Raw genomic sequence first — 24,955 nt, 5'->3', positions numbered from 1 at the left:
ATCTTCTGGCGGAGCACGTAAACGCGCTGTTCACAGCCTCCAGAAAGCAACACCGCAATGCCCTCTGCTCTGCTCGCCCCCACCGGTACCTCCGTCGCGGTCCGCCGGACCGTGCGCCGGGACGCCGAGATCACCCGGATGACCCGCTACCGCGGCGGCACGTACTCGCCGACCGTCGACACCGTGGTGTTCACCGATGGGACGACCGCACGCACCGACCTGATCCGGCTGAACCCGAACATCGACGCGTACTCGGTGGACTTCCAGGGCGTGGCCCCGACCCGGCCGTCGCAGTACCGGCCGGCGAACTGGTCGGCGGTTCCCAACGTGGCGGCGCGCGCCTTCGAGGCCGAGGTGGACTGGATCATCCGCAACTCGTACCCCACGCTGGGCACCGTCGAGTTGAGCCGCCGGGTACGTGGAGCCGGCCATCTGAGTGGTGACGCGCACCTGGCCGAGCACGAGGCCATCGCCGCGACGCAGGCTGCGATCTGGCATTTCACCAACGGCATGCGCCTCGACAACCGTCCCCTCAACGTGCCGGTCGCGGTCACTCGGGAACCGGGCGCGATCACCTTCGAGTTCGACGGCGAACCCCAATTGGGCAGCTACACGGTCGAACTGACAAGTGATGCCGCCGTCTCGCTGGTGCTGCAGAAATCGGTCGACGGGACGACGTGGCGCGATGTCGCCGCGTCGGGGCTCAACGTCGCGGCCGGTTACGGACGCCACCGCCGCGGCATCGGCGTCGGGGCCACCGCGTCGGACAGCCGCCCGGGCCGCCAGCACCGCGGGTACCGCTTCTACCGCCTTCAGGTGCTTGCCGACAGCGGGGCATTCGTCGACATCGAAGACGTGAGCTTCACCCTCGACGGATCCGGCAACTACCGCAACGCCGAACGCGTCGTCGCGCTGTACAACCACCTCGTGGCCGGTGCCGAGGCGGCCCGGAGCCTGACGGTGGTGCCACGGCTGATCGCCGACCGCGCGGTGGTTGGCGACGTCGTCGGACCCTTCCGGTTCGAGGCCACCGATGCGGCCGCGCTCACTGCGGTGGGCGGCACCCTCGTCGACGCGGCGGGCGAGCCGATCAGCACCCCCGTGGTCCCGGGCAGTGACATCTACCTGCGTCCGCTGCCGGGTGCCCGTCGGGTGACCGTCACCGCGAGTGTGCCTGCGGCACAGAACGGTTTCGGCGGCCGGGTCATCACCGGGGTGGCGCACGACAGCAGCCTGACGCCCGTCGCGCTCGCGGTACCGACGCCGACCGTCATCGACTTCGAGCTCACCTTCTAGTCCCGCCTAGCCGCGGGATTTGTGCACGTTTTTCCGCGGCCACCGCGGAAAAACGTGCACAAATCGCTCACTACATCGGGGCGTTGGCGGGCTGGAACACCCCGCTGCTGTCGGCTTCCTCTTCGGCGCGGATGACGTGCACGACGGCGTTGATGAGCGCCAGGTGGGTGAACGCCTGCGGGAAGTTGCCCAGGTGCCGGCCGGTGCGCGGCTCGATCTCCTCGGCGTACAGGTGCAGCGGGCTGGCGAACGACAGCAGTTTCTCGCACAGGTGCCGGGCCCGGCTGACCTCGCCGATCTCGACGAGCGCAGACACCAGCCAGAACGAGCAGATGGTGAAAGTGCCTTCCTCGCCGGACAATCCGTCGTCGGTCTCCTCGGTGCGGTAGCGCAGCACCAGACCTTCCTCGGTGAGCTCTTCGGCGATGGCCATCACCGTCGCGCGCACCCGCGGGTCGTCGGCAGGCAGGAACCGGGTGAGGATCGCCAGCAGCAGTGAGGCATCGAGGGCGTCGTCGCCGTACCGCTGGGTCAGCACACCGCGCTTGTCGACACCGTGGGCGAGGACGTCGGCCTTGATCTCGTCGGCGATCTTGCGCCACTGCTGCGCGTAGGACTTTTCCCCTTGCAGCTCAGCAAGTTTCGAGCCGCGGTCCAACGCCACCCAGCACATGATCTTGCTGGAGGTGAAGTGCTGCGGTTCGCCGCGCACCTCCCAGATCCCGCGGTCGGGTTCCTTCCAGTGCTTGATCGCTTCTTCCACTTGGTTTTTCAGCACCGGCCACAGCATCTCGGGAATCTGCTCGCGAGATTTCGCGTGCAGGTACACCGAGTCGAGCATCGTGCCCCAGATGTCGTGCTGCATCTGGTTGTAGGCGCCGTTGCCGATCCGGACCGGCCGCGAGTAGTCGTAGCCGGACAGGTGATGCAGTTCCTCTTCGACGAGGCTGCGTTCGCCGCCGACGCCGTACATCACCTGAAGGGGATGGCGCTCACCGTTGTTGGCGCCGGAGACGTCGGCGATGAACGAGAAGAAGTCGTCGGCCTCGCGGTCCAGTCCCAGGGTGTACAGGCCCCACAGCGCGAACGTGGAGTCGCGGATCCACGAATACCGGTAGTCCCAGTTCCGTTCGCCCTGAGGCGTTTCCGGCAGCGACGTGGTGCTCGCGGCCAGCAGCGCGCCGGTCGGGGAGTACGTCAGGCCCTTGAGCGTCAGCGCGCTGCGCTGCAGGTACGACCGCCACGGGTGGTCGGGGAAGTCGCCGACGTTGATCCACTGCCGCCACGCCTCGCTGGTCTTCCACATCTTGTCGGAGGCCTCGTCGAACGTCTGCGGCGCCGGGTGCTTGGACCACGACAGCGCGACGAAAACCTTGTCGCCCTCGGTGAGCCGGGTCCGGGCCCGCGCCTCGTGGCCCTCCAGACCGATCCGCAGGTTGGTGGTCAGGCGCAGCGTCGGGTGCGCCTCCGGGTTCTTGCCGGCCCGCGCGATCGCCTCGCCGTAGGCCGCGGCCGAGTACTCCCACGTCGCGCTCTCGCGGTGGTAGTCGAACGACGGCTCACAGCTCATGACGAACTCGACGGTGCCGCTGACGCAGCGGACGGTGCGCAGCAGGATGTGCTCGGCGTCCCAGTCCATCGGGGTGCGACGGTGTGTGCGCGAACGGGTTTCGATGTCGTGCCACGGCCCCATCACGAGGGCGTCGCGCACGATGGCCCAGCCGGTGTGCGTCTGCCACGTGGTCTCCAGGATCAACGAGCCCGGCAGGTACCGCCGCGCCGACGGCACCGTCACGCCGTAGGGCGCCAGCCGGAAGTGGCCGGCGCCGCGGTCCAGGATCGAGCCGAAGACGCTGGGGGAGTCCGGGCGCGGCACGCACATCCACTCCACCGAGCCCGCAGACGAGATCAGGCAGGTGTTCTCGCAGTCGGACAGGAAGGCGTAGTCCGCGATCGGCGGGAACGGCGTGCGGACGGCCGTCGAGATCGCACCACCCGTCAATGAATCGTCACCCGCGGCGGCGAGGTGAGGAATCCCGTGGCCGTTCGCCAGGATGTGGCCTGGGTCGCTCGATTCGTCCGACTTGTCCGTGTGTGGCAGCACCATTCGCACATCATCGACTGCATCTGCGGTTGCCGTCCACCGAACGCCCTCACGGGGGCCTGCCGGATTCGGCCCAGCGCGATTCGAAAGGGCGCACACCGTAGGGTGGGAAGCGATGAACGGCATTCTGAATTGGTGGGACGGCGTCGAGCTGTGGCTGTCCGGTCTGTCGTTCGTGGTGCAGACGATCATCGTGATGCCTGTGGTGCTGGCGCTGGCATATGGCCTGGCAGTGCTGCTCGACGTGGCGTTGGGCTACTCCATCACCCTGCTGCACCGGGCCCGCCACGTCGAGGAGGACGCACTGTGAACGGACTGCCGCAGTCCCGGGTGACGCTGATTCTGGTGCTGCTGGTGGTGCTGGTCATTGTCACGTGGCTGTTGACTCGCTGAGCAGTTGCTACCAGCCGACCTCTGATATTCTTCCCGCCATGCACGCAGCGTCCGGCACAACCGAGGGCCACATCCTGGCTCTCATTGCCGTGGGTACCCGCGCTGTTGCTGACGTCGCCTGTTGTCGCTGACCCGTTTCCGTCCGCGGTTTCTGGGATCGGCGTTGGCTTCTGCTATGCCCACGTGCTGATCAATCACCCTTGCCGTGTGACGGGTAGTCCATCCGTAAACCAGCAAGGAAGGTCCATCAATGCACAAGATCATCAAGAACTGGCGGCCCGCCACCGCGGTCGCTGCCGTCGTGGCCAGCACCACGGTGCTCGCCGCTTGCGGTGGCGGCGCGAGTGACACCGCCGGTGGTGGCGGTGCACAGTCGGGTGCCAACACCACCCTGACCCTGGTGGGCTACGCCGTGCCGGAGCCGGGCTGGAGCAAGATCATCCCGGCGTTCGCCGCCACCCCTGAGGGCAAGGGCGTCGCCGTCACCACGTCCTACGGCGCCTCGGGTGACCAGTCCCGCAAGGTCGAATCCGGTGCCCCCGCCGACATCGTCAACTTCTCGGTCGAGCCCGATGTCACCCGCCTGGTGAAGGCCGGCAAGGTCAGCAAGGACTGGAACGCCGACGCCACCAAGGGCATCCCGTTCGGTTCGGTGGTGTCGCTGGTCGTGCGCAAGGGCAACCCCAAGGGCATCAAGGACTGGGACGACCTGCTCAAGCCGGGCGTCGAGGTCGTCACCCCGAGCCCGCTGAGCTCGGGTTCGGCCAAGTGGAACCTGCTGGCGCCGTACGCCGCGAAGAGCAACGGCGGCAAGGATGCCCAGGCCGGCATCGACTACATCCGGCAGCTGGTCGTCGAGCACGTCAAGACCCGTCCGGGTTCGGGCCGGGAAGCCACCGACCTGTTCCTGCACGGCACCGGTGACGTGCTGATCAGCTACGAGAACGAAGCCATCAACGTCGAGCGTCAGGGCAAGGACGTCGAGCACGTCAACCCGGCTCAGACCTTCAAGATCGAGAACCCGGTGGCTGTCTTGAACACAAGCCAGCACCAGGACAAGGCCAACGCGCTGAAGAACTTCCTCTACACCGCGGAGGGACAGAAGCTGTGGGCGCAGGCCGGGTTCCGTCCCGTCGATCCTGCCGTCGCCGCCGATTTCGCCAAGGACTTCCCGACCCCGGAGAAGCTGTGGACCATCGCTGACCTCGGTGGATGGAAGACCGTCGATCCGGCGTTGTTCGACAAGGAGAACGGCAGCATCACCAAGATCTACAAGCAGGCCACTGGATGACATCCGCAACCACGTTTGACGGCACCCCGGCCCGGCCCGAGCCCACCAGCAATGGTGGCTCGGCCGGGCCGGGGTCCGGCGTACGGCACGCATTCGGCACCACGTCGTTGCGGGTGGGGGCCGCGAGCATCTGGCTCTCCGTCATCGTGCTGCTGCCGCTCGCCGCGATCCTGGTCCAATCCGCTCGTGGCGGCTGGGGCTACTTCTGGTCCGCGGTCACATCGAATTCAGCGATCGCCTCGTTTCGTGTGACGCTCGAGGTCTCGGCGGCCGTCGCGCTCATCAACCTGGTCTTCGGGCTGTTGGTGGCGTGGGTGCTGACGCGGGACGACTTCGTCGGTAAGCGACTGGTGGACGCGGTCATCGACCTGCCGTTCGCGCTGCCGACCATCGTGGCCAGCCTCGTCATGCTGGCGCTGTACGGTCCGGCCAGCCCCGTCAACCTGCATCTGCAGCACACCAAGTGGGGCATCGGCGTCGCACTGCTGTTCGTCACGCTGCCGTTCGTCGTGCGGTCGGTGCAGCCGGTGCTGCTCGAACTGGACCAGCAGACCGAAGAAGCGGCCGCCTCGTTGGGCGCCAACAACTTCGTCATCTTCACCAATGTGGTGCTGCCGGCCCTGCTGCCGTCGCTGCTGTCGGGTGCGGGCCTGGCCTTCTCCCGCGCGATCGGCGAATTCGGTTCGGTGGTGCTGATCGGCGGCGCGGTGCCCGGCGAGACCGAGGTGTCGTCGCAGTGGATCCGTACCCTGATCGAGAACGACGACCGTACCGGTGCCGCTGCGATCTCGATTGTGCTGCTGGTGATTTCGTTCCTGGTGCTGTTCGTGTTGCGGGTCGTCGGATCGCGGGCGGCCAAGCGTGAGGAGCTGGCTCCATGACCCTCTCGCCGCTGGTTCGCTACCTGGCCCGGTACGTGGCGCTGGCCTACATCACGGTGCTCGTCATCGTGCCCGTCGGCCTGATCCTGTGGCGCACGTTCCAGCCCGGCCTGGGAGAGTTCTTCACCCAGATCACCACGCCGGCAGCCATTTCCGCGCTGCAGCTGTCGTTGCTCGTCGTCGCCATCGTGGTGCCGCTCAATGTGCTGTTCGGCGTGCCGACCGCACTGGTGTTGGCCCGCAACCGGTTCCGCGGCAAGAGCGTGCTGCAGGCGGTCATCGACCTGCCGTTCGCGGTGTCGCCCGTCGTCGTCGGTGTGGCCCTGATCCTGCTGTGGGGCTCGGCCGGCCTGCTCGGCTTCGTCGAGAACAGCTGGGGACTCAAGATCATCTTCGGGTTCCCCGGCATCGTGCTGGCGAGCATCTTCGTCACCGTGCCGTTCGTCATTCGCGAGGTCGAACCGGTGCTGCACGAGCTCGGCACCGACCAGGAAGAGGCGGCCTCCACCCTGGGTGCGCAGTGGTGGCAGACGTTCTGGCGGATCACGCTGCCGTCCATCCGCTGGGGCCTGACCTACGGCATCGTGCTGACCGTTGCCCGCACGCTGGGGGAGTACGGCGCCGTCATCATGGTGTCCTCCAATCTGCCCGGCCAGTCCCAGACCCTCACCCTGCTGGTCTCGGACCGGTACAGCCGCGGCGCCGAATACGGCGCCTATGCCGTGTCGACTCTGTTGATGGCGGTCGCGGTGATCGTGCTGATCGTGCAGGTAATCCTCGACGCCCGGCGTGTCCGGGCGGCACAATAGCTTTTCGATAGGAAGAAACCGATCATGAGTGACGAGCAGAAGCAGGGCAGCCCTCCCGCCATCACGGTGCGCGGTGCCAACAAGCACTACGGCGACTTCGCGGCCCTCGACAACATCGACTTCGACGTGCCCGAGGGCTCGCTGACCGCACTGCTGGGCCCCAGCGGGTCGGGCAAGTCCACGCTGTTGCGGGCCATCGCCGGCCTCGACACCCCGGACACCGGCACCATCACCATCAAGGGCAACGACGTCACCGGGGTGCCGCCACAGCGGCGCGGCATCGGGTTCGTCTTCCAGCACTACGCGGCGTTCAAGCACCTCACCGTGCGCGAGAACGTCGCGTTCGGCCTGAAAATCCGTAAGAAGCCCAAGGCCGAGATCCAAGAAAAGGTCGACAGCCTGCTCGAGGTCGTGGGCCTCGCCGGTTTCCAGACGCGCTACCCCAGCCAGCTCTCCGGCGGCCAGCGTCAGCGCATGGCACTCGCTCGCGCCCTCGCGGTCGATCCCCAGGTGCTCCTGCTCGACGAGCCGTTCGGCGCCCTCGACGCCAAGGTGCGTGACGACCTGCGCACGTGGCTGCGCCGCCTGCACGACGAGGTGCACGTGACCACCGTGCTCGTCACCCACGACCAGGCCGAGGCGCTCGACGTCGCCGACCGGATCGCGGTGCTGAACAAGGGTCGCATCGAGCAGGTCGGGTCGCCGACCGAGGTTTACGACAGCCCGGCCAACCCGTTCGTGATGTCGTTCCTCGGCGCCGTCTCGACCATCAACGGCACGCTGGTGCGCCCCCACGACATTCGCGTGGGCCGCAACCCCGACATGGCCATTTCCCAGGCCGACGACGATGTCGCCGCCACCGGCGTGCTGCGGGCCAAGGTCGACCGTGTCGTCGTGCTCGGCTTCGAGGTTCGCGTCGAGCTGACGACCGCGGCGGACCACACGCCGTTCACCGCCCAGATCACGCGCGGTGACGCCGAAGCCCTGCAGCTCATCGAGGGCGACACCGTGTACGTCCGGGCCACCCGCATCCCGCCGATCGCGGGGCAGACGCAAGAGGCCGAGGCGGTCCTCGCCCGGGCCTGAATCGCATCCCGTTCGCACCGCGGCCGGGCGACCAGACGATCTGGTTGCCCGGCCGCGGTGTTTTGCGTTGGGGCGGTAACCAGGGCGTAGAAGTGCGAGTGGCGTTGACCCTGGTTTCAGGGTCAACGCCACTCGTGCCGTATGTCAGGCGTACGTCAGATGTACATCGCGGGGTCGATGTAGGTCGTCGGGTCGACGGCGGGCTCGCGCTGTTTCTCGGTGCGCGGGCGCACGATCGCCGGAATGCCGGTGGCGATGGAGTCCGCCGGAACATCGTGTGTCACAACGGCATTGGCGCCGATGGCCGAGTCGTCGCCGACGAGGATGGGGCCGAGTACCTTGGCGCCCGCGCCGACCGTCACCCGGTTGCCGATGGTCGGGTGACGCTTGCCCTTGTTGAGGCTGCGGCCACCCAGCGTCACGCCGTGGTAGACCATGACGTCGTCGCCGATCTCGGTGGTCTCGCCGATCACGACGCCCATGCCGTGGTCGATGAAGAACCGCCGCCCGATGGTCGCGCCCGGATGAATCTCGATGCCGGTGAAGAACCGCGTCACCTGAGCCAGCACCCGCGCCGGCCCGCGCCCGGCCGGCCGGGCCCACAGCCGATGGGCCAGCCGGTGCGACCAGATGGCATGCAGGCCGGAGTACACGAGTGCGTTCTCGAAGTCCCCACGTCCCGCCGGATCATGGCTGCGTGCGTTGTCCAGGTCCTCACGGAGGGTGGAGAGCAGCGTCATCCCTATCTAATTCCTGTCGCTTCGCTCGCCCCGGTCAGTCCCGGATGTGCTCGTACAGCGCCGTGGAGACGTACCGCTCGCCGAAGTCGGGGATGACCACCACGATGAGCTTGCCGTCGTTCTCGGGGCGCTTGGCGAGCTGCAGGGCCGCCCAGACGTTCGCACCCGCCGAGATGCCGCCGAGGATGCCCTCCTGCGTGCCCAGCTGGCGCGCCACCTCGATGGCGTCCGGGAAGGAGACGTCGATGATCTCGTCGTACACGGCGCGGTCCAGCACCTCGGGGATGAAGTTCGCACCGATGCCCTGAATCTTGTGCGGCCCGGCCTGGCCGCCGGTGAGGATGGGCGAGTCGACCGGTTCGACGCCGACGATCTTCACGTCGGGCTTGCGGGACTTGAGGACGTGCCCGACGCCGGTGAGGGTGCCGCCGGTGCCGATTCCGGCGACGAAGATGTCGACCGCGCCGTCGGTGTCGGCCCAGACCTCCTCGGCCGTCGTCTTCTCGTGGATCGCGGGGTTGGCCGGGTTGGCGAACTGATCGGCGGCGACGGAGTTCGGGGTCTCGGCGAGAATCTGCTTGGCCTTGGCGACGGCGCCGGCCATGCCCTCGGCACCCGGGGTCAGGACGATCTCGGCGCCGTATGCGCGCAGCATCACGCGTCGTTCGAGCGACATGGTCTCCGGCATGGTCAGGATGACCTTGTAGCCGCGGGCCGCGCCGACGAGGGCCAGCGCGATGCCGGTGTTGCCGCTCGTGGCCTCCACGATGGTGCCACCAGGCTTGAGTTCACCGGACTGCTCGGCGGCGTCGACGATCGCCACACCGATGCGGTCCTTGACGCTGTTGGCCGGGTTGTAGAACTCCAGCTTCGCGACGACCTGCGCGCCGGCACCGTCGGTCAACCGGTTGAGCCGGACCAGCGGCGTGCGCCCGACCAATTCGGTGACATTGGCGTAGATCTTGCCCATCGGTGACCTCTCGTCGGCGCTAGCTTTGGTGAAATTGTGGTGCCCGCGCAGGCACCTGCCGAATCTGCTGAATGGCGGGTGTCCCGTCAAGGGTTTCATTCATCACAAAATCTATCTGTTTGCGACAACGCGCGAGCCCTGGGTGGGTATTTCAGACCTCGATGCGCGAGCCCAGGATCACCGTGCGGTCGAGGGGCAGCCGGAAGTAGGCCGCGGCGTCGGACGTGATGTAGGACGTGCCGATGAAAAGCTTTGTCCGCCAAGGGGCCATCGACGGCTCTTTGGCCATCACCAGATCGACCTTCGACAGGAAATACGTGGCACCGGCGAGATCCAGCGGCCCTTCGGTCTGGGCCGAGTCGAGCAGCGCCAAGGCTGCCGGTACGTCGGGCCGGTCCATGTATCCGTAGGTGGCGGTGACGTGGATGATGCCGTCGTCGCGGTGGCCCAGATCGTCGACCGCCAACCGGGCGCCGTCGGCGATCCTCGGCACCGTCGCCGTCTCCAGGGACAGCACCACGACGTGCTCGTGCAGCATCCGGTTGTATTTCACATTGGCGCGCATCGCCAGCGGCGCGGTCTCGATGCCGCGGTTGAGGAACACCGCGGTGCCCGGTACGCGGGTCAGCGGGGGCTCGCTGGTGACGATCGATTCCACGAACTGGCGCAGTGGGCCTTCGACGGCGTCGCGCGCCCGGGTGACCACGGCGCGGCCGTCCTGCCACGTCGTCATCACGGTGAACGCGATCAATCCGATCAGCAACGGCAGCCAGGCGCCGTGCACGAGCTTGGTGAGATTGGCGGCGAGGAACAACACGTCGACGGTGAGCAGCGGGGCCCCGATCGCGACCACGGACCACAGCGGCCAGTTCCACCTGGCGCGTGCGATGTTGAGGAACAGCAGGGTCGTGATGGTGATGGTCCCGGTCACCGCCATGCCGTAGGCGTAGCCCAGCGCGGCGGAGCTGCGGAAGGCGAAGACCAGGGTCAGCACCGCGATCAGCAGCATGCTGTTGATCCAGGGCACGTAGATCTGGCCCATCGTGGACGCTGACGTGTGCAGGATCCGCAGCCGGGGCAGGTACCCGAGGTGCGCGGCCTGGGCCGCCACGGAGAACGCTCCGGTGATCACCGCCTGCGACGCGATCACCGTGGCCGCCGTCGCGAGCAGGACCATCGGTAGCCGGCCCCACTCGGGCGTCAGCAGGAAGAACGGGGCGTCGTGGACGGAGGGGTTCTGCAGCAGCAGCGCGCCCTGCCCGAAGTAGCTCAGCATGCACGCCGGGAACACCAGCAGCAGCCAGGCGAACGTGATCGGCTTGCGGCCGAAATGGCCCATGTCGGCGTACAGCGCCTCGGCGCCGGTCACGGACAGCACCACGGCGGCCAGCGCGAAGAACGCGATGTGGAAATGGCCGGCCATGAATCCCAGCGCGTACAGCGGATTCAGGGCGCGCAGGATCTCGGGCTCTCTGATGATTCCGCCGACCCCGCATGCGCCGATCACCGTGAACCACACGACCATCACCGGACCGAAGAACCTGCCGACGACGGCGGTGCCGCGGTGCTGCACGCTGAACAACGCGATGATGATCACCGCGGTGATCGGCACGACCCAGTCCGCGAGGCCTGGGTCGATGGTTTTGGAGCCTTCGACGGCCGACAGCACCGAGATGGCCGGGGTGATCATCGAGTCACCGAAAAACAGCGCAGCACCGAGGATTCCGAGCGCGGCGAGGAAGGCCGCGGTGCGCCTGCCGAGCTTGTCCGACGACTGCTTCACCAGGGTGATGAGCGCCATGACGCCGCCCTCGCCGTCGTTGTCGGCCCGCATCACCAAGCTGACGTACGTGATGGTGACGATCAGCATCACCGACCAGAACACCAGGGAGACGACGCCATAGATGTTGTCGTGGCTGATCGGCACCGGATGCGGGTCATCGGGATTGAACAGCGTCTGCATGGTGTAGATCGGGCTGGTGCCGATGTCGCCGAAGACGACGCCCAGTGCACTGATGGCCAGGCCCGCTCCCAGCCCCTTCCGACCGGTGTCGGGGTGTGTGCCCACGCGCGGTGTCTCCTTCGTCCGGATCGTTGGCCGACCGTCCGGATCGTAGGCGACGTAGCCGTGGAGTGTGATCAGGTTCGAACCGCGCCCGAAGGCGGGTTGCGCCGGTTGACACGTCGGCACACCAGCAGAACCGACGCCGGCAACGCCATCATGGACAGCAATTGCAGCAGCTCAGACATCGGTGGTCCCGAAAATTCGCATGAGGCCGAGTCAACCGGCGCTGTCGGCGCGGTGCCACGATCTATACGCAATCCATACGGTGCGGGCCGCGGTCTTGCCGGGATTCAGGCGGCTTCGGGTTACGCGGCGCGCGGTACGGCGGCGACCTCGTCGAAACGGTCCAGCACGGTCTCGGCGACGAGCCGGTGGGCGCCCAGCGGCTGGGCCATCGGAATTCCGTGTGCGGCAGCGAATTCGGCGACCCGGTCGGTGATCGTGCCGTGGGCCAGGAACCAGGGCGCGATGACCAGACGTGTCGCACCCTGATCCCGCAGCAGCTCGGCGGCTTCGGCCAGGTTGGCGTGCGGGCCGGTGGCGAATGCCGTCGTGGCCTGCCAGTGGGTGCCCGCGACCAGTCCCGTGGCCACGGTGCCGGTGCGTGCGTTGGCGGCAGCCGACGACGACCCGACGGCCGTCACCAGGACGCCGACGCTCGCGTCCAGCCGGGACACCCCGGAGTGGGCGAGCCGCTGGCTCAGTACGTGGATCAGCCGGTCGTCCTCGCCGAGCACTGGCGCCAGTTTGATGGCCTGCCGCACCGCCGGATTGGCGTCGGCGATCATCGCCGGGATGTCGACACGCGCGTGGTAGGCGTCGGCCAGCAGTAGCGGCACCACGACGCCGTCGGCAGGGGAGTCGACCAGCACGTCTCGCAGATTCGGCGAATTCTGTTCGCAGAACGCCACTTTGACGTCGACATCATGACGCAGTGCCGCGACGATACGGGCCACCTCGCGGGCGTTCGCCGCAGACCGCGGATCGGCACTGCCGTGCGCGGTGAGGATCAGTTGCACAGGAATCTCAGGACGCGTGCAGACCGCACTCGGTCTTGGCCAGACCGGCCCAGCGACCGCTGCGGGGGTCAGCGCCCTCGGCCGGCTTCTGGGTGCACGGTGCGCAGCCGATGGACGGATAGCCTTCGTCCACAAGCGGATTCACCAGAATGCCGTTGGCTTCGATGTACGCCTGCATGTCGTCATCGCTCCACGCGGCGATCGGGTTGACCTTCACCAGGCCGAACGCCTCGTCGAAACTGATCAGCGGGGCGTTGGCGCGCGTCGGCGCCTCGACGCGGCGGATGCCCGTCACCCACGCCGAGTAGCCCTTGAGCGCCTTCGACAGCGGCTGCACCTTACGCAGGTTGCAGCACCGGGCGGCATCGCTGGCGAACAGGTCCTTGCCGACCAGTTCGTCCTGCTGGGCGACGGTCTGCTCGGGCGTCACATTGACGATGTTCACGCCGTAGACGGCCTCGACGGCGTCGCGGGTACCGATGGTCTCGGCGAAGTGGTAGCCGGTGTCCAGGAACAGCACGTCGACGCCGGGATGCACCTTGGCCGCCATCTCGACCAGGACGGCGTCCTGCATGTTGGAGGCCACGACGTACTGGCCCGAGAAATTCTCCTCGACCCAGCGCAGCAGTTCCTCAGCAGTGGCGTCGGCCAGTTCGGCAGCGCCGCGCGCTGCCAGTTCCCGTAGGTCAGTTTCCGAAACGTCCGTCATATCAGCGGTCACCTCAAGTCAGCTTCGTCGGCCCGAACGGCCCACTGGGCAAAACGCTCTCCGGCCTCACGTTGTTTCACGAAGTTGCGCACGACACGATCGATGTAGTCGCCGAGCTCGGTGGCCAGCACCTTGTGCTGACGCAGCTTGCGCCCGAATCCGCTGTCCAGGCCCAGGCTGCCGCCCAGGTGCACCTGGAAGCCCTCCTCGGGACCGTTGCCGTCGTCGATCATCTGGCCCTTGAAGCCGATGTCGGCGATCTGGATACGGGCGCACGAGTTGGGGCAGCCGTTGAGGTTGATGGTGACCGGCACGTCGAGCTGCGAATTCAGGTCGGCGAGCCGCTGCTCGAGCTCCGGAACCAGCGACTGTGCCCGCACCCGGGTCTCGGCGAACGACAGCTTGCAGTACTCGATACCGGTGCAGGCCATCAGGTTCTTGCGCCAGTGCGACGGGCGGGTCTGCAGGCCCAGCGCATCCAGGCCGGCGATCAGTTCCTCGACCTTGTCGTCGGGCACGTCGAGGATGATCAGCTTCTGGTACGGGGTCAGGCGGATCCGGTCGGAGCCGGCGGCCTCGGCCAGGTCGGCGACCTTGGTCAGGATGGTGCCCGACGAGCGGCCGGCGATGGCCGCGACGCCGACGGCGTTCAGGCCGTTCTTCAGCTTCTGCACGCCGACGTGGTCGATGGTGTGCGGCACCTGCTCCGGCGCCGGGCCGTCGATGAGCTTGCGGCCGAGGTATTCGGTCTCGAGAACGTCGCGGAACTTCTCGACACCCCAGTCCTTGATCAAGAACTTCAGACGGGCCTTGGAACGCAGGCGGCGGTAGCCGTAGTCACGGAAGACCTTGGTGATGCCCTCCCAGACGTCGGGCACCTCGGCGAGCGGCACCCAGGCGCCCAGGCGCTGCGCCAGCATCGGGTTGGTGGACAGGCCGCCGCCGACCCAGACGTCCAGGCCGGGGCCGTGCTCGGGGTGGTTGACGCCGATGAAGGCGATGTCGTTGATCTCGTGCGCGACGTCCTGCAGACCCGAGATGGCGGTCTTGTACTTACGCGGCAGGTTGGAGAACTCCGGGTTGCCGACGTAGCGGCTGACGATCTCGTCGACGGCCCAGCTCGGGTCGAGCACCTCGTCGAGGGCCTCACCGGACAGCGGGCCACCGAGCACGACGCGCGGGCAGTCGCCGCACGCCTCGGTCGTCTGCAGGCCGACGGACTCGAGGCGGCGCCAGATCTCCGGCACGTCCTCGACGCGGATCCAGTGGTACTGGATGTTCTCGCGGTCGGTGATGTCGGCGCTGTCGCGTGCGAACTCGACCGAGATCTCGCCGATGGTCCGCAGCGCCGCGCTGGTCAGGGCGCCGCCGTCGCAGCGCACCCGCATCATGAAGTAGGGGGCCTCGAGCATGTCGGCGTTGTCGTCGCCGGTGTAGGTGCCGTCGTAGCCCTGCTCGCGCTGGGTGTACAGACCCATCCAGCGGTACCGCCCGCGGAGATCGTCCTTGCTGATCGACTCGAAGCCCTGCTTGGAGTGGACGTCGATGATGCGCTGCCGCACGTTGAGGGCGTCGTCCTCCTGCTTGAACACCTCGTTGGGGTTCAGCGGTTCACGATTGCCCAGCGCCCACTGGCCTTCGTCGCGGGTCTTGGTGGGTTTTGCTGTTGTCACGGGGTGGTTTCCTTCGCGCAAGAGCAGGCGTTGGATCACGCGTACGCCGGGGGCTGTCCGGCACTGCCGATCCTGTGCCGGCTGAAAGATTCTGGTGGTCAGAACTAGGGCATCAAGGCAGCATCAAGGCAGACAGCAACAGCTGCATACGCGCTTGAAGTCGACATGCCGCCGCATTACCAATGCGGAACCGAGGGCGCGGTTGAGGCTGGCGGACACCCGGCCATTCTGCCACGAACAGGACATTCGGCCTAACCGGGCCAGGTTCGAAATCATCGCGAGCAAAAAGGTGCCCCTGCCACGCACATTGCCCCCTGATCGCGCGATGGGACACTGGTTGCCATGACCGACGCCCACATCGGCGCTACCGGGCCGTTCGGCATCTATATCCACGTGCCGTTCTGTGCGACCCGCTGCGGCTACTGCGACTTCAACACCTACACCGCCAGTGAGCTGGGCGGAGCCAGTCCCGAGGGCTGGCTGACGGCGCTGCGCACCGAGCTCGCGATGGCCGGTGCCCAGGTGGAGTTGCCGGTCGACACGGTGTTCGTCGGCGGCGGTACGCCGTCGCTGCTGGGTGGTTCGGGGCTGCGGGCCGTGCTCGACGCGGTGCGGGACAATTTCCGGCTCAGCCCCGGCGCCGAGGTGACCACCGAGTCCAATCCGGAGTCGACGTCGCCTGAGTTCTTCGCCGCGTTGCTGGATGCCGGCTATACCCGGGTTTCCCTGGGCATGCAGTCGACGGCGCCGCACGTGCTGGCGGCACTCGATCGCACCCACTCGGCAGGCCGCGCCCCGGCGGCGGCGCGGGAGGCGCTGGCGGCCGGGTTCGCGCACGTCAACCTGGACCTCATCTACGGGACGCCGGGGGAGTCCGACGACGATCTGCGCCGGTCCGCGGATGCGGCCATCGAAGCCGGTGTCGACCATGTCTCGGCGTACGCGCTGATCGTCGAGGACGGCACCGCGCTGGCCCGCAAGGTCCGGCGCGGCGAGATCCCGGCACCCGACGACGACGTGCTCGCGACCCGCTACGAGCTGCTGGACACACACCTGAGCCGGGCCGGACTGGACTGGTACGAAGTGTCGAACTGGAGCCGTCCGGGCGGTGAGTGCCGGCACAACCTCGGCTACTGGGACGGCGGCCAGTGGTGGGGCGCCGGGCCGGGTGCGCACGGTTTCGTCGGGGCCCGGCGTTGGTGGAATGTCAAGCACCCCAACGCTTATGCCGAGGCGCTGGCCGCGGGCAGGTTGCCGGTCGCGGACTTCGAGGAGTTGGACGACGCCACCCGGCACGTCGAGGACGTCATGTTGCGGTTGCGGCTGCGCAGTGGTTTGCCGGTCGCCGTGCTCACCGCGGCCGAACGGGACCGCGCCGAGGGTGCGGTGGCCGACGGTCTCGTGGCGGTCACCGACGAACGTCTGGTGCTGACCGAGTCCGGCCGGCTGCTGGCCGACGCCGTGGTGCGCACCGTCCTGGACTGAATCACCGGGCTGAACCCAGCGGGCGGGTCCTCGCATCCCACAACCAGTCGCTATGGTTAGGCAAACCTTAGTCTACGGGTGGAGTGGGTATTCCGATGACCGACGCAGAACCGTCGCCGCGTGCGCAGCTCAAAGCGGCGAAGCTCGCGGCAGCGCAGGACCGCGCGGCGCTCAAGGAGCTGCTGGCGCCGGTACGCGGCCGCACCGCGCTGGCCCAGTTGCTGCAGCTGATCGCGGCAGCAGCGACCGTGGTGCCGTTCATCGGCATCGTCGAGCTGGGCCGGTATCTGCTGGCCGGCGGTTCGATCGAGGCAGCCCGGGTGTGGACGATCGTCGCGGTCTTCATCGGCGGCGGCCTCGGCCTGCGCACCCTGGCCGGCGGCCTGGCGCTGACGCTCACCCACCACGCCGACGTCCAGCTACAGGGCGAGCTGCGCCGCCGGTTGGTGACCACGCTCGGACGGCTGCCGCTGGGCTGGTTCGGCGCGACGTCCTCCGGCGAGGTGCGCAAGGCCGTCCAGCATGATGTCGGCGAACTGCACCACCTGGTGGCGCACGCCGCGGTCGAGAAGACCGGCGCGCTGGCCACGCCGGCGTTCGGCCTGGCGTACTGCTGGTACCTGGACTGGCGGCTGGGGCTGCTGGCCATCGGCACCATTCCGATCTACCTCGTCGTCTACAGCGTCCTGATGCGCGGTGCAATGGCTCGCATGGCGCAGATGAACGAGGGCATCGCGCAGATCAGCGCGACCATCGTCGAGTTCATCGCCGGGGTCTCGGTCGTCAAGACGTTCGGGGAAACCGGCAAGGCGCACAAGCGATTTGCCGACGCCGCCGATGAATTCAACGACGGCTTCGCCGGATTCGTCGGGCCCATGGTGCGGCTGCGCGCGGTGTCGTCGGTGTTCGTCGAGGCGCCGGTGGTGCTGCTGGTGAACCTCGCCGGCGGGCTGTGGTTCATCCGCAGCGGCTGGGTGACGCCCATCGAGGTGCTGGGGTCGACGCTCGTCGCCGTCACCATCCCCACCGCGGTGCTGGCCGTCGGGTACTCCGCCGCCGCGAGCCGCCAGGCGGTCGCCGCTGCCGGCCGGCTGACGGCGTTGTTGTCCGCCCCCGCATTGCCGGTCGCCGAGAACCCGCAAGTGCCGCAGGGTAATTCGGTCAGCTTCTCGGGCGTCGAATTCTCGTACGACGGCACCAACACGGTGCTGCACGACATCTCGCTCGACCTGCCCGCCGGCAGCATCACCGCGTTGGTCGGCCCGTCCGGCAGCGGCAAGTCGACGCTCGCGACGCTCGTGCCGCGCTTTCACGACGTCACCGCCGGCGAGGTGCGCATCGGTGACGTGGACGTCCGCCAGATCGACCCCGCGGTGCTGTACCGGCACGTCGGTTTCGTCCTGCAGGACGTGCAGCTGCTGGGCATGAGCGTGGCCGACAACATCCGCCTGGGCCGTGCCGATGCCGACGATGGCGCGGTGCACGCCGCCGCGCGCGCCGCGCACATCCACGACCGGATCCTGGCGCTGCCCAAGGGGTATGACTCGGTGGTCGGGGAGGACGCGCACTTCTCCGGCGGCGAGGCGCAGCGCATCAGCATCGCCCGCGCGCTGCTCGCCGACACCCCGATCCTCGTGCTCGACGAGGCCACGGCCTTCGCCGACCCCGACTCCGAGGCGCAGATTCAGGCCGCGCTGTCGACCCTGATCGACGGCCGGACCGTGCTGGTGATCGCGCACCGGCTGGGGTCGATCGTCGGCGCCGACAACATCGTCGTCCTGCGGGACGGGCGCATCGTCGAACAGGGCCGGCACGACGAATTACTCTCCCGGGAAGGTGTTTTCGCGCGCATGTGGCAGACCTACACGGCCACCGGTGAATTGGAGGCGGCGCGGTGACGATGATCAACGGGTTCCTGCGAATCCTCGGCCCGGAGCGCGGGCGGATGTACAGCTTCCTGGCCTGGGCGGTCGGTTACGGCCTGCTGCACGGTCTTTCGATGACGCTGCTGGTGCCGATCTCGCTGGCGTTGTTCGATGGTGACTTCGGTGCGGCGGGCCGCTGGCTCGTCGTGCTGGCGGCGGTGGTGCTGCTCAGCGCCGTCGCGCACTATGTGCAGGCGGCGCGGTCGATGCGGATGGCCCTGACCACCATGCGGCTGCTGCACCACCGGCTCGGCGACCACATGGTCACGCTGCCGCTCGGTTGGTTCACCCGCGAGCGGGTTGGCCAGGTATCCCAGATCGCCGTCAAGGGCACGACTTTCGTCGGCACGAGCAGCGCGCATCTGGTGACGCCGCTGGTGGTCAACACCACCAGCGCGCTGACCGTCGTGGTCGGGCTGTTCGTCTTCGACTGGCGGATCGGCGTCGCGGCCGTGGCGGGTGGGGTGGTTCTGATCCTGGCCACCCGGGCCTCCGCCGCGTTGATCGCGTCGGCCGAGGCGCGCACGCATGCCGCCGAGATCGAGGTGAACTCGCGGGTCATCGAATTCGCGCGTTGCCAGCCGGTGCTGCGCGCGTTCGGCCGGACCGGGGCCGAATTCGATCCGCTGACCGGCGCGCTGGCCGAGCAGGAGCAGGTCGGCAAGCGGGCGTTGTGGGCCTCGGTGGCGGGCATGATGCTGAGCGGCGTCGGCGTGCAGGCGGTGCTGGGCGGACTCATCACGGTGGGCGTCTGGCTGGCCGTCGGTGGCGAGATCAACCCGGTGACGCTGGTGGCCATCCTCGGTCTGGCAGCGCGGTTCACCTCGCCGCTGTCGGAACTGGCCGAGTATGGCTCCGCGATGCGGATGGCCGGCGCGGAACTGGATCGGATCACGTCGGTGCTCGACACTCCGGCGCTCCCGGAACCGGCTGCACCGCAATCGGTTTCGACGCCCGGGCAGGTTGAACTGGACGGCGTCGCCTTCAGTTATCCGGGGCGTCGCGTGCTCGAGGACGTCAGCTTCGTCGCGGCGCCGGGCACCATGACGGCGCTGGTCGGCCCCTCGGGCTCGGGCAAGACCACCATCACCCGCCTGCTGGCGCGCTTCTACGACGTCGACGCCGGCGTGGTCCGCGTCGGTGGCGTCGATGTCCGGGACCAGAGCACCGCGGAGCTGATGGCCCAGCTGTCCCTGGTGTTCCAGGACGTGTACCTGTTCGACGAAACCCTGTGGGAGAACGTGCGGATCGGTGCGCCGGCCGCGTCCGATGACGACATCCGGAAAGCCGCCCGCACCGCCGGCCTGCAGTCCGTCGTGGACCGGCTGCCTGCCGGTTGGCAGACGCGGGTCGGTGAGGGCGGTTCGGCGCTGTCCGGCGGTGAACGCCAGCGCGTCTCGATCGCGCGCGCATTGCTGAAAAACGCTCCGGTGGTGCTGTTCGACGAGGCCACCAGCGCACTGGACCCCGAGAACGAACGCCACGTCGCGGCGTCCATCCGCGAACTGGCGGACCGCAGCACCGTCATCGTGATCGCGCACAAGCTGTCGACGGTCACCGCCGCCGACAACATCGTCGTGCTGTCCGACCGTGGCACGGTGGACGACAGCGGCACCCATGACCAGCTGATGGCGCGCGGTGGCCGCTACGCCGACTTCTGGGCGCAGCGGACGTCGGTCAGTGGGTGGACCGTCGCGACGCGGGAGGCGAAAGCCGGCGCTGGGTCCTGAATCACAGGGGCGGGCAGTGTTTTTTGGGTGAGGTTAGGCTAAATTAACTTTCGTGACTGCTGAAGCTATAGACGCGGCGTCGGTGACGCGCATTGCTTTGCCCGCCGACGTCGTCCCGGCCGATCTGATCGCGCAACTCGCAGCCGAACTTCCGGAGCGCTCCGGCGCCGACTATGTCGGCTACGAGCACTCGGGCGAGTGGGTGCTGGCCATCGGAGTGCGCACCGCCATCGAATTCGACAGCGACGAACTGCGGATCATCGACGCCGGCGGCGCAGTCGCCCGCCAGGCGTGGAGCGGCCGGCCCGGCGAGGTGCTCGGCGACGCCGTCGACCGCCTGCTCCTGGAGACGGACCGGCTCTTCGGTTGGGTCGCTTTCGAATTCGGCGCTTACCGCTACGGGCTGCAGCAGCGCCTGCCGGCGGGGACCCCGCTGGCGCGAGTCTTCGGCGCACAGACGCAGGTGGTCGTCACCGACGGCGAGGTGTGCGTGTCGGGCGACGCGGACATCGTGGCCGAGACGCTGAATCGTCTGCTGCAGTCGGGTATCCCGGCGGCCGGTGACACCCGCGCCGTCGACGTGAGCGTGGACGGCAGTGACTACCCGTCACGGGTAGCCGCCGCCGTCGCCGAGATCGTGGCGGGCGACTACCAGAAGGTGATCCTGTCGCGCCGGTTCGAGGTGCCGTTCGCGGTCGACTTCCCGGCCACGTACCGGGTGGGCCGGGCGAACAACACCCCGGTGCGGTCATTCCTGTTGCGGCTGGGCGGGATTCGCGCGCTGGGCTTCAGCCCGGAGCTCGTAGCCGCGGTGCGTGCCGACGGCACCGTGATCACCGAGCCGCTGGCCGGCACCCGCGCCTTCGGCCGCGGCGCGGATCACGATCGGGCTGCCCGCGCCGACCTGGAATCGAACTCGAAAGAGATTGTCGAGCATGCGATTTCGGTCCGCAGCTCGCAGGAGGAGATCGCCGAGGTGGCCAAGCCGGGCACCACGGTCGTCAGCGACTTCATGACGGTGCGTGAGCGCGGCAGCGTGCAGCACCTGGGCTCGACGGTGTCCGGTGAGCTGTCGGACCAGATGAACCGCATGCATGCGCTGGAGGCACTCTTCCCGGCGGTGACCGCCTCCGGCATCCCGAAGGCCGAGAGCGTCGACGCCATCATGCGGCTCGACGAGTCGCCACGCGGCCTCTATTCCGGCGCGGTCGTGATGTTCAGCGCTGACGGCGGCATGGACGCGGCGCTGACGCTGCGCTCGGCCTACGAGGCCGACGGCCGGACCTGGTTGCGCGCCGGCGCCGGCATCATCGCCGAGTCGACTCCGGACCGCGAGTTCGAGGAGACCTGCGAGAAGCTGACGACGCTCGCGCCGTACCTGGTGCCGCGCGCCTGAGTCAGAAGTCGAGGCCGGGCGGGACTTCGGCGGGTGGTTCGCCACCGGCTTCGCTGAACGCGTGCAGCGCGCGGACCATCCCCATGCGCTCACGCGGCGCCATGGCCTCGACGATCCGGGCGATCTCGGCACGGCGGCGTGCGCTCACGGTGTCCACGATGGCGCGTCCCCGGCGGGTCAGTTCCACGGCGATTTCGCGGCGGGAAGCCGGGTTCTGGTGGCGTTCGATCAGACCGGCGGTGACCAGGCGCTCGCTCATCCGGCCGATGGTCGAGGGCTGTACGTCGAGTTGAGCGGCGAGGGTCGTCAGATTGGTTGCGCCGTGTGCCGCCAGGATCGCCAGAACCCGAAGCTGGGGGACCGTCAACGTGTCGTCGACGACGGCGACCGCGCGGGCCGTGATGTCCAGGAGCAGGCGCGATGCCGTCACGAGAGCGTCGGTGATCGCGTCGACCGACGGCTCGGCGACGGTTCTCGGTTGGACGGACACCGCGGTTCCTCCTCGTTGATTAGAGGTAATTTACCAGCTCGCTAATTTTGAAGCCGTTACCAAACGGTGACCTGCGGGGTATGGTGCACCGGTGGACAAGCCCGGGTTAGCTACTGCGACGCGCGCACGGCGCCGCTGGTCGGTGGCTCTGGCGGCGCTCGTCATGCCGGCCGCGGCGTTCGTCACCGCGGGCACCGCGACGCAGGCGGTCACGACCGCCAGTGACGTGGATGTCTGCTGCGCGCAGGTCGTCCTGGCCGAGCGGGCCGCTTCGCATCCGGGGTCGCTGATCGTCGCCGAGGCCGCCGAGAGTTCTCGCGCCATGGTGCGCACCATCGCTTTGCCGGTGGGCGTCGCCGCCGAGCGCGGCCTGCAGGTCGACACCATTCTCGCCGAACGGGCCGTCAGTGCCACGTTCCCGGAGATCCACACCATGACCGGCGTCCGCCCGGACTCGCTGCGCTGGCATCCCGAAGGCCTGGCGCTGGACGTGATGGTGCCTGACTACGGGTCGTCGGCCGGCAAGGCGCTCGGGGACCGCATCCTGCGGTACGTGCTGGCCAACGCCGGGCGGTTCGACCTGAACCATGTGATCTGGCGGCAGGCGATCTACTTCCCGGACGGCACCGCGCACCGGATGCCGGACTACGGCGGCCCCGACGCCAATCACTACACGCACGTACACATCTCGACCAACGGCGGCGGCTACCCGACGGGCAACGAGTCCTACGTCTTGTCCGCCTCCGGGCCGACGTTGGTCAAGGGTTCATCGGCGCCGACCGTGACGTTCGTCAGCGCGCACTGAGTTCGACCCGCACTGAGCCGGGCCCCGGCGAGCGCACCGATGAAGAGCGCCAACAACATCCAGCCCGCGCTCGTGCCCAGCCCGTTCTTGGCCATCAGCAGTAGTGCCACCCCGGCCGCGCAGACCAGCACACCGGCCACCGTCGACGCGCGCCCCGTCGCCCGGACGCGCGCGTCCCACCAGCGCAGCGGATTGTGCTCGAGCGGGGACAGCAACAGGAACATGACCGTCATCACCACGGCGAAGACCAGCGCGCGGATCGCGATGTTGCGCCAGAAGTATGGGGCTGCCGGATCGTAGGCGTCCAGGCCCACGGCATGCAGGCTGAACGTCGCGACGGCGATGGCCGCGATGTGCCACAGGTACAACGTCATCGCCCCGCTGTTGCCCACCACGATCAGGTACCAGATGCGGGGACGCTCGGCCCACCGGCGGACCGCACCGGCGCAGGCGATGAACAGACTGGACATCCAGACGCATTGCAGGGCAAGCAGCAGTGTGGGCGGGGTGACGTTCGACATCCGTTCCGTGCCGGTGACCACCAGTGACACGTCGTAGGGACCGTACCTGGCAACCAGCACCTGGACGGCCAGGGTGCCGACGGCCACGGCCAGCGCCGGCTTGGGTGCGGTGAGCCGGTGCGCGTACGCCGCGCCGATGACCATCGGAATCAGCCAGACCACAATCAGATTCGCCGCGCCGGCTTCCAGCATGTGCGTGCTGATCCGGGCCCAGTCGCCGAACGCCGCGGCCGCGATGAGGGCCGCGACGACCAGTGCGGCCGACCGCGCCGAGCGCAAGCGGGCCAAGGCGGGGACGAACGCCAGCACGATCAGGTAGGTGCCGAGGAACCACAGCAGTGCGACGGCCTCGTTGCCCAGGGCCGCGGCCGACTCGGCACCCATGGTGAACCGCACCACGATCAGGGCGACGGTCCAGGCGCCCAGGTACCACAGCGCCGGCCGGCAGAGGCGTTGCGCCCGGGTGAAAAGCCAGGTGCCCCAGGGTGTCCCGTCGCGCCAGCTGTGAATACCCGCGGCGGCTCCGGCGAAGAAGAACAACGGCATGACCTGGAGTACCCAGGTGGCCGGCTGCAGGCTGGGTACTGCGCCCAGGGTGTTGCCGATCTGGACGCCGTCGGCGGTGATGGTGGCAAGCAACAACGCGCAGTGACCGAACATCACGACCAGCAGCGCACCGAGGCGCGCCACGTCGATGCTGCGGTCGCGGTCGGGCGCGGTGCCGTCGATCACGGCGTGGAAGTCGGGCAACAATCTCGGCATGAGCTGATGATGCCCGAGTGCCGGGCGGCGCGGATGAGTGTGACTACTCAGACCCGCCGGCGACCACCGCGACGTCGGCGGCACCGTCATGCTGCCCGACGAACCGGCGAATGCGGGCCACCGCGAACACGATGCACAGCACCACGAGTGTGGGTCCGGTCGCGACGATGACGAACTGCGAGATGTCGACCGGGTAGTTGAAGATCATGTACAGCGCGAAGACGGGATAGAAGCCGCAGAGCAGCCCGAGCCCGACGCACAGCTGCGTGTGCAGCCGGTGCCAGTCCTGGATGCTCTGCTCGGTCCAGCCGCGTTCGGGCAGGGCCGGCTCGGCGAGCGCGGGGGAGATGACGCCGGCCATCTTCTTCGAATTCGGTTTGCGCAGCAGCCCGCTGATGGCGAACGACCACACCAGCAGTGACATGGGGACGAGCTCGAGGGCCTGCACGATGCGCGGGTTCTTGGTGGTCAGCGCGATGATCAGCGAGCACGCGGCGCCGACGATCACCACGACGTTCGCGGGCTCGACCTTGCGCTTGCGCACCATGGTCAGCGCGCCCTGCGCGGCCGCGGTGATGATGGCCCCGACCAACGCGAGGTACGGCTCGAAGTCGAACACACGCAGCACGTAGTACGCGACCAGCGGCGGAATGGTGTTGATCGCCGTGTTGACGATGTACTCGCGCAGGGTCTTCGGGGTATCGGACATGGAAGCTGGCTCCTAGCGGGGGTCGGTTTATCCCGCGAGCAGACGTAAAACTGACGATATCTGGCGAAATTCGACAGTTTTGAGTCTGCTCGCGAG

The 24,955-nt window shown here is 68.1% G+C and carries 23 protein-coding genes; 12 read left to right on the top strand and 11 right to left on the bottom strand.

Going from position 1 to position 24,955, the window contains the following annotated elements; translation table 11 throughout:
* Positions 1-57: 57 nt before the first annotated feature.
* The gene (locus H289_RS0117580) at positions 58-1,296 is read left to right on the top strand and encodes a thioester domain-containing protein (RefSeq protein WP_020102128.1); all 1,239 of its coding nucleotides are present in this window, start codon (positions 58-60) and stop codon (positions 1,294-1,296) included.
* Between the two features lie 70 nt (positions 1,297-1,366).
* Here the strand turns inward: H289_RS0117580 and H289_RS0117575 are convergent, their stop codons facing one another.
* Positions 1,367-3,331, bottom strand: a complete 1,965-nt coding sequence (locus H289_RS0117575; RefSeq protein WP_051128529.1) for a glycoside hydrolase family 15 protein — start codon at positions 3,329-3,331, stop codon at positions 1,367-1,369.
* Positions 3,332-3,515: 184 nt separating this feature from the next.
* On the opposite strand from H289_RS0117575, the gene H289_RS0117570 reads away from it, so the two are divergent.
* From H289_RS0117570 to H289_RS0117545, 6 genes are all read left to right on the top strand, one after another.
* Entirely contained in the window at positions 3,516-3,710 is a 195-nt protein-coding gene (locus H289_RS0117570; protein ID WP_020102126.1) for a hypothetical protein, read from the top strand.
* Positions 3,622-3,924: an Ms4533A family Cys-rich leader peptide gene (locus tag H289_RS34020; protein WP_353583535.1), complete on the top strand. Its 303-nt coding sequence runs from the start codon at positions 3,622-3,624 to the stop codon at positions 3,922-3,924. Before H289_RS0117570 ends, H289_RS34020 begins: the two co-directional genes overlap by 89 nt.
* A 119-nt stretch (positions 3,925-4,043) precedes the next feature.
* Positions 4,044-5,084, top strand: coding sequence for a sulfate ABC transporter substrate-binding protein (locus H289_RS0117560; RefSeq protein ID WP_020102125.1), 1,041 nt, complete (start codon positions 4,044-4,046; stop codon positions 5,082-5,084).
* Positions 5,081-5,965 (top strand): sulfate ABC transporter permease subunit CysT, encoded by an 885-nt coding sequence (gene cysT / locus H289_RS0117555; protein WP_020102124.1) that lies wholly within the window; start codon positions 5,081-5,083, stop codon positions 5,963-5,965. Before H289_RS0117560 ends, cysT begins: the two co-directional genes overlap by 4 nt.
* Complete coding sequence (cysW, locus tag H289_RS0117550) at positions 5,962-6,774, top strand: sulfate ABC transporter permease subunit CysW (RefSeq protein WP_020102123.1); 813 nt, start codon at positions 5,962-5,964, stop codon at positions 6,772-6,774. The genes cysT and cysW overlap by 4 nt, the downstream gene beginning before the upstream one ends.
* 24 nt (positions 6,775-6,798) lie before the next feature.
* On the top strand, positions 6,799-7,860 hold the full coding sequence (locus H289_RS0117545) for a sulfate/molybdate ABC transporter ATP-binding protein (protein ID WP_020102122.1): 1,062 nt from the start codon (positions 6,799-6,801) through the stop codon (positions 7,858-7,860).
* A gap of 155 nt (positions 7,861-8,015) precedes the next feature.
* On the opposite strand, the gene epsC is transcribed toward H289_RS0117545, so the two are convergent.
* The 7 genes from epsC to H289_RS34015 all read right to left on the bottom strand — a co-directional run bounded on the left by epsC (position 8,016) and on the right by H289_RS34015 (position 15,282).
* Positions 8,016-8,600: a serine O-acetyltransferase EpsC gene (epsC, locus tag H289_RS0117540; RefSeq protein WP_020102121.1), complete on the bottom strand. Its 585-nt coding sequence runs from the start codon at positions 8,598-8,600 to the stop codon at positions 8,016-8,018.
* A gap of 34 nt (positions 8,601-8,634) precedes the next feature.
* Complete coding sequence (cysK, locus tag H289_RS0117535; RefSeq protein WP_020102120.1) at positions 8,635-9,570, bottom strand: cysteine synthase A; 936 nt, start codon at positions 9,568-9,570, stop codon at positions 8,635-8,637.
* A gap of 151 nt (positions 9,571-9,721) precedes the next feature.
* Positions 9,722-11,638, bottom strand: coding sequence for a potassium transporter Kup (locus H289_RS0117530; RefSeq protein ID WP_036420820.1), 1,917 nt, complete (start codon positions 11,636-11,638; stop codon positions 9,722-9,724).
* A 302-nt stretch (positions 11,639-11,940) separates the two neighbouring features.
* Positions 11,941-12,654, bottom strand: coding sequence for a sirohydrochlorin chelatase (locus H289_RS0117525; protein ID WP_020102118.1), 714 nt, complete (start codon positions 12,652-12,654; stop codon positions 11,941-11,943).
* A 7-nt stretch (positions 12,655-12,661) separates the two neighbouring features.
* Entirely contained in the window at positions 12,662-13,363 is a 702-nt protein-coding gene (locus H289_RS0117520) for a phosphoadenylyl-sulfate reductase (protein WP_020102117.1), read from the bottom strand.
* Positions 13,364-13,371: 8 nt separating this feature from the next.
* Positions 13,372-15,036, bottom strand: coding sequence for a nitrite/sulfite reductase (locus tag H289_RS0117515; protein WP_155944166.1), 1,665 nt, complete (start codon positions 15,034-15,036; stop codon positions 13,372-13,374).
* Positions 15,037-15,159: 123 nt separating this feature from the next.
* Positions 15,160-15,282: an Ms4527A family Cys-rich leader peptide gene (locus H289_RS34015; protein WP_353583586.1), complete on the bottom strand. Its 123-nt coding sequence runs from the start codon at positions 15,280-15,282 to the stop codon at positions 15,160-15,162.
* Positions 15,283-15,378: 96 nt separating this feature from the next.
* Here H289_RS34015 and hemW point away from each other — a divergent pair, with 96 nt between their 5' ends.
* From hemW to H289_RS0117495, 4 genes are all read left to right on the top strand, one after another.
* Positions 15,379-16,521 carry a radical SAM family heme chaperone HemW gene (gene hemW / locus H289_RS0117510; protein WP_020102115.1) on the top strand — a complete coding sequence of 381 codons (1,143 nt, stop codon included), beginning with the start codon at positions 15,379-15,381 and terminating at the stop codon, positions 16,519-16,521.
* A gap of 95 nt (positions 16,522-16,616) precedes the next feature.
* Entirely contained in the window at positions 16,617-18,419 is a 1,803-nt protein-coding gene (locus tag H289_RS0117505) for an ABC transporter ATP-binding protein (RefSeq protein WP_036420818.1), read from the top strand.
* A gap of 2 nt (positions 18,420-18,421) precedes the next feature.
* On the top strand, positions 18,422-20,176 hold the full coding sequence (locus H289_RS0117500; RefSeq protein ID WP_036420782.1) for an ABC transporter ATP-binding protein: 1,755 nt from the start codon (positions 18,422-18,424) through the stop codon (positions 20,174-20,176).
* A 52-nt stretch (positions 20,177-20,228) separates the two neighbouring features.
* Entirely contained in the window at positions 20,229-21,572 is a 1,344-nt protein-coding gene (locus H289_RS0117495) for a salicylate synthase (protein ID WP_029105374.1), read from the top strand.
* A 1-nt stretch (position 21,573) separates the two neighbouring features.
* Here the strand turns inward: H289_RS0117495 and H289_RS0117490 are convergent, their stop codons facing one another.
* Complete coding sequence (locus H289_RS0117490; protein WP_020102111.1) at positions 21,574-22,062, bottom strand: MarR family winged helix-turn-helix transcriptional regulator; 489 nt, start codon at positions 22,060-22,062, stop codon at positions 21,574-21,576.
* A gap of 91 nt (positions 22,063-22,153) precedes the next feature.
* Here H289_RS0117490 and H289_RS0117485 point away from each other — a divergent pair, with 91 nt between their 5' ends.
* Positions 22,154-22,867 carry a VldE C-terminal domain-containing protein gene (locus H289_RS0117485; protein WP_225433753.1) on the top strand — a complete coding sequence of 238 codons (714 nt, stop codon included), beginning with the start codon at positions 22,154-22,156 and terminating at the stop codon, positions 22,865-22,867.
* Here H289_RS0117485 and H289_RS0117480 read toward each other — a convergent pair.
* Both H289_RS0117480 and H289_RS0117475 read right to left on the bottom strand, forming a co-directional pair.
* Positions 22,789-24,150, bottom strand: coding sequence for an acyltransferase family protein (locus H289_RS0117480; RefSeq protein ID WP_051128528.1), 1,362 nt, complete (start codon positions 24,148-24,150; stop codon positions 22,789-22,791). The two genes, H289_RS0117485 and H289_RS0117480, sit on opposite strands and share 79 nt — an antisense overlap.
* A gap of 43 nt (positions 24,151-24,193) precedes the next feature.
* Entirely contained in the window at positions 24,194-24,859 is a 666-nt protein-coding gene (locus H289_RS0117475) for a VC0807 family protein (protein WP_020102108.1), read from the bottom strand.
* Positions 24,860-24,955: the final 96 nt, after the last annotated feature.

This window comes from Mycobacterium sp. 360MFTsu5.1 (assembly GCF_000383495.1).
Classification (GTDB): domain Bacteria; phylum Actinomycetota; class Actinomycetes; order Mycobacteriales; family Mycobacteriaceae; genus Mycobacterium; species Mycobacterium mucogenicum_B.
Note: the sequence above shows the minus strand (reverse complement) of the source record. Positions and strands in the feature narration are given on the sequence as shown.